This window comes from Nonomuraea sp. NPDC003804 (assembly GCF_040610675.1).
Lineage (GTDB): Bacteria > Actinomycetota > Actinomycetes > Streptosporangiales > Streptosporangiaceae > Nonomuraea.
This window is the reverse complement of sequence record NZ_JBEXMT010000134.1, coordinates 1-1,071: the sequence shown is the minus strand read 5'-3', so window position 1 is coordinate 1,071 and position 1,071 is coordinate 1. Positions and strand designations below refer to the sequence as shown.

Here is a 1,071-nt window from a genome sequence, read left to right as displayed (position 1 = left end):
CACCGACCGCAACCTGCTGAGCCTGCAGGAAGCGGACGCGCTGATGGCGCGCACCGGTGACTTCCGCATCCTGCACGCGCTGTGTGCGCAGCACGGTTTCGTGGCGCAGCGCAGCGACGCCCCCGAATCCGGCTCCTTGATCAGCGCGCTGCTGCAGGCGGCGGCCGCCAAAGGGGATCTGGCCGAGTTGGTTTCATCGGCGCTGGATGACGGCAGGATCTCGCCGAACGAGGCTGACGCGATCGCACGTGGGTGCGCGGCGGTGATGGCCAGGCTGGTGCAGGTAAGCCAGCACGCTGAGGCAGCGGCCGAGCGGGGTGGGGCATGAGCACGATCAACCATCCGGCGCGCGCGAGCGATCTGAGCACGAGCCATGAGGCGGCGAACTACGTGGTCGCCAGCGGTCTGCAGGCGCACCAGCACGACCAGAGCGCCAAGGCCGTGACGGACAACCCTGGCATGACCAGCAACGAGCTGGCGCAGGCCACGGGCCTTGACCGATACATGCTGGCCCGCCGTCTGCCTGAGCTGATCAAGGCCGGGCGTGTGTGGCGCGGCCCCAACAAGCCGTGCGCCGTCAGCGGCCGCACCGCGTGCACCTGGTGGCCGGTCGCCCCGGGCCAGAACCTGGCCTTGGGGATCTGACGTGAGCGCACGAGTTACAGGCATGGTCTTCGACCGCTACCCGAACGGCGGCGGCGAGATGCTGCTGGCGTTGGCGCTTGCCGACCACGCGCACGACGACGGCACGCACATCTTTCCGTCGATTGCGCGGCTGGCCGAGAAGACCCGGCAGTCCGAGCGGTCGGTGCAGTACCAGCTCCGCCGCATGGAGCAATCCGGCTGGCTGGTGCTGGTCAACGCCGGCATCGGTGGCCGTCGTAGCGGATTCGGTGAAGGTGGTCGTACCCGCCAGTACCGGATCAACCCTGAATGGATGAAGGGTGCAGAAATTGCACCCTTTGCAAAGGGTGCAAAACAGGCCTCCGAAGGGTGCAAAACGACGCAGGAAAGGGTGCAAAACGGCGTCGAAAAGGGTGCAACAGCTATTGCACCCGAACCAAGAGCAAC

The 1,071-nt window shown here is 66.8% G+C and carries 3 protein-coding genes; all 3 read left to right on the top strand.

Going from position 1 to position 1,071, the window contains the following annotated elements; translation table 11 throughout:
• On the top strand, positions 1-328 hold a 328-nt coding region (locus ABZX22_RS45305), incomplete at its 5' end, for a phage regulatory CII family protein (RefSeq protein WP_354923590.1).
• The gene (locus ABZX22_RS45300) at positions 325-645 is read left to right on the top strand and encodes a winged helix-turn-helix domain-containing protein (RefSeq protein ID WP_329754609.1); all 321 of its coding nucleotides are present in this window, start codon (positions 325-327) and stop codon (positions 643-645) included. The genes ABZX22_RS45305 and ABZX22_RS45300, both read left to right, overlap by 4 nt.
• A gap of 22 nt (positions 646-667) precedes the next feature.
• Positions 668-1,071: helix-turn-helix domain-containing protein (locus ABZX22_RS45295; RefSeq protein WP_354923586.1), on the top strand; the 404-nt coding region annotated here is incomplete at its 3' end.

What these genes read in the sequence shown, in the direction of transcription:
- ABZX22_RS45300 (WP_329754609.1), top strand. Translation starts at nt 325, where the DNA reads ATGAGCACGATCAACCATCCGGCGCGCGCGAGCGATCTGAGCACGAGC.